The 6,792-nt window shown below is 64.7% G+C and carries 6 protein-coding genes; 1 reads left to right on the plus strand and 5 read right to left on the minus strand.

All coding sequences use genetic code 11. From position 1 onward, the window contains the following. Positions 1-104 precede the first annotated feature (104 nt). On the minus strand, positions 105-947 hold the full coding sequence (locus CQ12_RS05510; protein ID WP_057834341.1) for a C40 family peptidase: 843 nt from the start codon (positions 945-947) through the stop codon (positions 105-107). Continuing rightward, on the minus strand, positions 940-2,322 hold the full coding sequence (locus tag CQ12_RS05515) for a leucyl aminopeptidase family protein (protein ID WP_057834342.1): 1,383 nt from the start codon (positions 2,320-2,322) through the stop codon (positions 940-942). The genes CQ12_RS05510 and CQ12_RS05515 overlap by 8 nt, the downstream gene beginning before the upstream one ends. Positions 2,323-2,462: 140 nt before the next feature. Here CQ12_RS05515 and CQ12_RS05520 point away from each other — a divergent pair, with 140 nt between their 5' ends. Continuing rightward, a complete protein-coding gene (locus CQ12_RS05520) occupies positions 2,463-3,299 on the plus strand; it encodes a tetratricopeptide repeat protein (protein ID WP_057834343.1) in 837 nt (278 codons plus the stop codon). A 244-nt stretch (positions 3,300-3,543) separates the two neighbouring features. Here CQ12_RS05520 and CQ12_RS05525 read toward each other — a convergent pair whose 3' ends face one another. From CQ12_RS05525 to CQ12_RS05535, 3 genes are all read right to left on the minus strand, one after another. Next, positions 3,544-4,518: a type II secretion system F family protein gene (locus CQ12_RS05525; protein WP_057834344.1), complete on the minus strand. Its 975-nt coding sequence runs from the start codon at positions 4,516-4,518 to the stop codon at positions 3,544-3,546. Positions 4,519-4,529: 11 nt separating this feature from the next. Continuing rightward, a complete protein-coding gene (locus CQ12_RS05530) occupies positions 4,530-5,501 on the minus strand; it encodes a type II secretion system F family protein (protein WP_057834345.1) in 972 nt (323 codons plus the stop codon). Positions 5,502-5,515: 14 nt separating this feature from the next. Then, positions 5,516-6,792 (minus strand): TadA family conjugal transfer-associated ATPase (locus CQ12_RS05535; protein WP_057834346.1); only part of this gene is annotated, 1,277 nt, incomplete at its 5' end.

Below are 6,792 nucleotides of genomic sequence, written 5' to 3' on the forward strand. Positions count from 1 at the left end.
TTCTCCGCGTCATTGCGAGCGCAGCGAAGCAATCCACCTCTCTGCTCGGGGATGGATGGATTGCTTCGTCGCTTTGCTCCTCGCAATGACGCTAGAATACTGTGCTACAGCCGCTTGATCGCCGTCACTTCGCTTCCCGCCGCCTTGATCCGCGCGATCGCTTCCTGCGTGCTCTCGATCACCGTCGCCATATGATGCGCATTGGCGTGGACGATGGTGTCGGCGTTGCGGACGATGGCGACGTGACCTTTCCAGAAGATCAGATCACCGCGCTGCAGTTTCTTCGTCTCCGCCACATCAAGCGACCGGCCAAGACTGTCCTGCTGCATGTCGCTGTCGCGCGGGCAGCCGGTGCCGGCGGCGTTAAGCGATATTTGGACGAGACCGGAGCAATCGATGCCGAGGGAGCTCTTGCCGCCCCAGAGATAGGGCGTGCCGACGAAGCGCTCGGCGACCGCGACGAAATCCTGCTCCATGGCGGCGAGGCCGCCGACGTGACCGCGCGGCAGATACCAGCCTTCGCTGGTCACGGCGAACGCGCCGTCCTCGCGTAGGACCGTTACCCTTGCGCCCGTCGTGAGCGTCTCGACCGGTGGCAGCTTGATCGAGGGGCCGGGAAAAGCATATGTGCGCAATGCCGTGACCTTGTGCGTCGCTGCGGCCACCGGCTTTGCCAGCGCGCGGTCAGGAATCCAGCCGACATAGCCGTCGCTGCCGAGCTGCCCCCAGGCAAGCCCTTCGCCGTTGCGGTCGTAGACCGTGACGTGGTCGCCCTTCAGCGCCTGCGTCGCCATCATGGCGCCCGCATCAGCTGTTTCCCACAATGGCGCGATGGCCTCGCGCACGCAAAATTCCTCGCCGTCGACGAAGCGCGCGGCCTTCACCTCGCCTTCGAGATATTTTGCGGCGACTTCGGGCCGTGCCGGCGTCAGGCGTGGATCATGCATAGCGTTCGCTCAACAGCTTGTAGACGGCGCGGGCAGCCTGGCATTCGCCGCCCTCGGGACGCGCGGGTTTCGCCGACGGCGTCCATCCGTAGATATCGACATGCAGCCAGCTTTTGGCGTCGGTGACGAAGCGCTGCAGGAACAAGGCGCAGGTGATCGACCCGGCAAAGCCGCCCGATGGCGCGTTGTTGATGTCGGCGACCTTCGAATCCAGCCAGGAATCGTAAGGCGGCCACAGCGGCATGCGCCACAATGGATCGTTCTCCCGTTTCGCATGGGCCGCGACGCTGTCGGCAAGCGTCTCATCAGGGGTGTAAAAGGGGGGTAAATCCGGCCCCAACGCGACCCGCGCCGCACCCGTCAGGGTGCCGAGGTCGACCAGGAGATCCGGCTTCTCTTCGTCCGCCAGCGCCAGCGCATCCGCCAGCACCAGCCGTCCCTCGGCGTCGGTGTTACCGATCTCCACGTTAAGCCCCTTGCGCGACTTGAAGATGTCGAGCGGACGGAAGGCGTTGCCGGCGACCGCGTTCTCCACCGCGGGGATCAGGACGCGCAGGCGGACCTTCAGTTTCGCATCCATTACCATCTGCGCCAGCGCCAGCACGTTGGCGGCGCCGCCCATGTCCTTTTTCATGATCAGCATGCCGCTGGATGGTTTGATGTCGAGCCCGCCGGTATCGAAGCAGACGCCCTTGCCGACCAGCGTCACTTTGGGATGGGCGGGGTCGCCCCAGCTGACGTCGATCAGCCGCGGGGCGCGTGTCGAGGCCATGCCGACGGCGTAAACGAGCGGAAAGTTCTGCTTCAAGAGATCGTCGCCGACAATGCAGTTGAAGCTGGCGCCGAAGCGGGCCGCCAGCGCCTGCGCGGCGTCAGCCAGCTGCTCCGGACCCATGTCGTTTGACGGCGTATTGATCAGATCGCGCGCCAGCGCGGCTGCTTCCGCCATCCGCGCGATATCGGCGACGTCGATGCCGTCTGATGGCACCAGCCGAACGTCAGGCTTCTCCGCCTTGCGGTAGCGGCCGAAGCGATAGCTCCCCAGCGCAAAGGCCAGCGTCGCCAGCCGCAAATCGTGCGGTGCATTGGCGAAGCGATAGACGCCAGGCGGCAGCAGGCCGGGCAACGCACCGGGCCGGAACAGGTCGCGGGATTTGCTGCTCTCGTCCTCGAGCCCGAACAGGACTTGCGCAATCTGCCCGTCGGGTCCGGGCAGCGTCAGGCATTTGCCGGGCTTGGCGGTGAAATCATTGGCAAGGGCAAACTGCCGTGCATGCTCGGGAAGGTCTTTGGCGATCCCGCTCCAGGTCGTCTTGGTGGCGAAGGTGATTGGAATGGCGGAGGCGGTGGGCGCGGTCTCGAACGGGAATGGCATGCTTGTCTCGCGAAGGGGACGGGGCAGGGCGGTCTGGTGAAGCTGGCATAGCACGGCCGATTAACCAGCCGTTAGGGTTAACACTCTATTGCTGGCTCATACGGCTCCATTCGTCCGCCATTCCCGTGAGTTGAAGTGCCATGCGTCGACAGCCTCGCCACGCCGGATCCCTCGCCCGGTTCCTGACCTCGGCCGCCGTAACGGCGGTTCTGGCCGCAGGCCTTGGCGGCTGCCAGACCATGTCCGACATCACGGGGTCGCTGACCTCCTCGTCATCCAAGGCACAGGCCGTTCCCGACGATCCGCGCCAGGCAGCCGAGGTCTATGGCGAGCGATATCGCTCCAATCCCAGGGATGCCGAGGCGGCGCTCGGCTACGGCCAGGCGCTCCGTGCCACCGGCCAGCGGGCACAGGCCGCTGCCGTGCTCGAACAGGCCACCATCGCCCATCCCGGCAACAAGGCGCTGCTCGCCGCCTACGGCCGCGCGCTCGCCGACAACGGCAATTCGCAGGCGGCGTTCGACGTGCTGAGCCGCGCCCATTCGCCGACCAATCCGGACTGGCGCATTCTTTCGGTGCAGGGCACCACGCTCGACAAGATGGCCAAGCACGAGGAGGCCCGCCGCTATTACACGGCTGCGCTGAAGATCGTGCCGGAAGAGCCCTCGGTGCTGTCCAATCTCGGTCTCTCCTACATGCTGACGCGGGAGTTGCCGCAAGCCGAGGAAACGCTACGCCGCGCCTATGCCAATCCGCGCGCCGATGGACGGGTGCGCCAGAATCTCGCGCTCGTGGTCGGCCTGCAGGGCCGGTTCGCGGAGGCCGAGACCATCGCCAAGGGCGATCTGCCCGCCGACGAGGCCACCGCCAACGTGGCCTACCTGCGGGAAATGCTGAGCCGCAAGGACAAGGACAATTCGCGTCCTCCCGGCAGCAAGGCGACCGTGCCGGTCGCGGCTCTCAACCGGCAGGATTGAGCTTTCTTACCCAGGTTAAGGCGGGAGTCGTCTTCCCCCGAGGCACGTAGGTCACCGGCGCGTTGCATGCGCTCGAGCGCACCTCAGCGTCTGACTCGAAATGCAGCCAATCCTTCATTGGAACTCGTCATGCCCGGCCTTGGGCCGGGCACCCACGTCGTTGCTTTAGTAAGCAAGCAAGACGTAGATGGCCGGGACAAGCCCGGCCATGACGAAACGACTAGCTGAGTTAAGCCCTGCGCCCTTAGGGCATCATCTGGAGCTTGATGTAGGTCGGTCCGAGAATGACGATGAACAGGCAGGGCAGGAAGAACAGGATCATCGGCACGGTCAGCTTCGGCGGCAGCGCGGCCGCCTTCTTCTCGGCCTCGGTCATCCGCATGTCGCGGTTTTCCTGCGCCATCACGCGCAGGCTCTGGCCGAGCGGGGTGCCGTAGCGTTCCGACTGCATCAGCGCCAGACAGACCGATTTGACGCCCTCGAGGCCGGTGCGCTTGGAGAGGTTTTCATAGGCCACCTTGCGGTCCTGCAGGTAGGACAATTCCGCCGTGGTCAGCGCGAACTCCTCCGACAGCGCGATCGACTGCGACGCGATCTCGGCCGAAACCTTGCGGAAGGCGACTTCCACCGACATGCCGGACTCGATGCAGATCAGCAGGAGGTCGAGCGCATCGGGAAAGGCGCGCTTGATCTGGAGCTGGCGCTTGCTGATGGCGTTCTTCAGGAACAGCATCGGCGCCTGCAGTCCGAGGTAGGCGGCGCCGATGCAGATGCCGAGCTTGATCGTCAACGGCTTGTCCATCTGCGTGATCACGAACACGTAGAGGACGGCGCCGAGGAACAGCACGATCGGCGTCACCGCGCGGGCGAACAGGAAGGTGACGTAAGGCGCGTGGCCGCGGTAGCCGGCCATGATCAGCTTGTCGCGCGCGGCTTCCTGCGCTAGCCATTTGGTCAGGTTGAAGTCTTCCACCACCTTGGAAACGAGCTGCTTCGGGGTTTGCCGCAGCGACACCTTTTCCGACTTGTTGAGCCGCTCGCGCTCGCGCTGGCGCAGCCGCTCGCGCTCGCTGGCGACCGCCTTCATGCGCTTGGAAAGGCCTTCGCCGGCGAACAGCGGCATGATCAGCGTGTAGGCGGTCGCGCTTGCCGCGATGGCGGCAAGCAGCATGGTCATGAACCGCGCATCGTGCATCTTGGCGATTATGATATCAATCATGGCCGTTACCGTCAGAAATCGAAGTTGATCATTTTCTTCATCACCATGATGCCGATCGACATCCAGCCGACGCAGCACACCAGCATGAACTGGCCGACGTGGTGGGTCCAAAGCAGCGAGATGTAGTCGGGCGTCGAAAGCCAGACCAGCAGCATCACGATCGGCGGTAGCGAGCCGATGATGCCGGCAGAGGCCTTGGCTTCCGTCGACATCGCCTGAATCTTCTCCGCCATCTTCTTGCGGTCGCGCAGCACCTTGGAGAGGTTGCCGAGCGCTTCCGACAGGTTGCCGCCGGACTTCTGCTGAATCGCGACCACGATGCCGAAGAAGTTCGCCTCGGGTACCGGCATCCGCTCATACAGGCGCCCGCAGGCTTCGCCGAGCGGCATGCCGATGGTCTGGGTTTCGATGATGGCGTTGAACTCGCTCTTGAGCGGCTCCGGCGAGTCGGCCGCGACCACCTTGATCGATTCGAACAGCGGCAGGCCGGCCTTGATGCCGCGCACGATGACGTCGACGGCGTCGGGCAGCGCCTTCAGAAACGCCTTTTCGCGCCGTTTCTTGAGGTAGCTGAGCAGCCAGCGGGGCAGGCCGAGCCCCGTGCCGAACGCCATCACAATGGCGCCCAGCGGGGAGCCGCCGACGACGAATGCGGCCACGAAGCCGACCGCGCCGGAAACACCGGAAAAAATCCAGAATTTCTGCGTCGTCCAGGTTCCCAGGCCGGCCTGGGCGAGGCGGGTCGACAGCCCGACGGCCTTGTCCTTCTTGCGCCGGGCGTCGAGTTCCTTGAGCGATCCCTCGACCTGCTCGCGGCGCGAGCGCTGGCTTTTCTCGGCCTGGCGCGCCGGAGCGTCGTTCCGGGCGATCGAGGCGCGGCGCGATTCGGCCTTCCGCTCGCCTGACAGCAGCGGATAGATGAACACCCATGCCAGGCCGCCGAGGGCGGTGGCGGCGAGGAAGGCCAGTGCGAGTGCCTGCATGCTAGTTGCCTTGCTCAAACTTTCTCGATGATTTCGGCGGCATCGAGCGCGGCCGCAAGCCGCTTCTCTTCGTTGTAGTATCGCGCGCGTTCCCAGAACTTCGGACGGCCGATGCCGGTCGAGCGGTGCCGTCCGATGATCTTGCCGTTGGCGTCTTCGCCCATCATGTCGTACAGGAACACGTCCTGGGTGATGATGGTGTCGCCTTCCATGCCCATCACCTCGGTGATGTGGGTGATGCGGCGTGAACCGTCGCGCAGGCGCGCGGCCTGCACGATGACGTCGATCGAGGCGCAGATCATCTCGCGGATGGTGCGCGAGGGCAGCGAGAAGCCGCCCATCGTGATCATAGATTCGCAGCGCGACAGCGCTTCGCGGGGATTGTTGGCGTGCAACGTTCCCATCGAGCCGTCGTGGCCGGTGTTCATGGCTTGCAGCAGGTCGAACGCCTCGGGTCCGCGGACTTCGCCGACGATGATGCGTTCAGGGCGCATACGCAGGCAGTTGCGGACCAGCTCGCGCATCGTGACCTGGCCCTCGCCCTCGATGTTGGGCGGCCGGGTTTCCAGCCGCACCACGTGCGGTTGCTGGAGCTGCAGTTCGGCGGCGTCTTCGCAGGTGATGACGCGCTCGTCATGCTCGATATAGTTGGTCAGGCAGTTCAGCAGCGTGGTCTTGCCGGAGCCGGTGCCGCCGGAGATCAGCACATTGCAGCGGACGCGGCCGATGATCTGCAGGATCTGCGCGCCTTCCGGCGAGATCGCGCCGAACTTGACCAGCTGGTCGAGCGTCAGCTTGTCCTTTTTGAACTTACGAATGGTGAGCGCGGGGCCGTCGATCGCCAGCGGCGGAACGATGGCGTTGACGCGGCTGCCGTCGGCGAGGCGGGCGTCGCAGATCGGCGAGGATTCGTCGACGCGCCGGCCGACCTGGCTGACGATGCGCTGGCAGATGTTGAGCAGCTGCTGGTTGTCGCGGAAGCGGATGCCGGTCTTCTGGATCTTGCCCGCGACTTCGATGAACACCGTGCCGGCGCCGTTGACCATGATGTCGGCGATGTCGTCGCGCGACAATAGCGGCTCCAGCGGGCCGTAGCCGAGCACGTCGTTGCAGATGTCGTCGAGCAGTTCTTCCTGCTCGGCGATCGACATCACGATGTTCTTGATCGCGATGATCTCGTTGACGATGTCGCGGATTTCCTCGCGCGCGGACTCGCCGTCGAGCTTGGCGAGCTGGGCGAGGTCGATCGCCTCGATCAGGGCGCCGAAGATGGTCGCCTTGACCTGGTAGT

The sequence above is a fragment of the Bradyrhizobium jicamae genome (assembly GCF_001440395.1).
GTDB lineage: Bacteria > Pseudomonadota > Alphaproteobacteria > Rhizobiales > Xanthobacteraceae > Bradyrhizobium > Bradyrhizobium jicamae.

Coding starts and splice junctions, on each gene's coding strand:
- CQ12_RS05525 (WP_057834344.1), bottom strand. CDS start 4,518: ATGATTGATATCATAATCGCCAAGATGCACGATGCGCGGTTCATGACC.
- CQ12_RS05510 (WP_057834341.1), bottom strand. CDS start 947: ATGCATGATCCACGCCTGACGCCGGCACGGCCCGAAGTCGCCGCAAAA.
- CQ12_RS05515 (WP_057834342.1), bottom strand. CDS start 2,322: ATGCCATTCCCGTTCGAGACCGCGCCCACCGCCTCCGCCATTCCAATC.
- CQ12_RS05530 (WP_057834345.1), bottom strand. CDS start 5,501: ATGCAGGCACTCGCACTGGCCTTCCTCGCCGCCACCGCCCTCGGCGGC.
- CQ12_RS05520 (WP_057834343.1), top strand. CDS start 2,463: ATGCGTCGACAGCCTCGCCACGCCGGATCCCTCGCCCGGTTCCTGACC.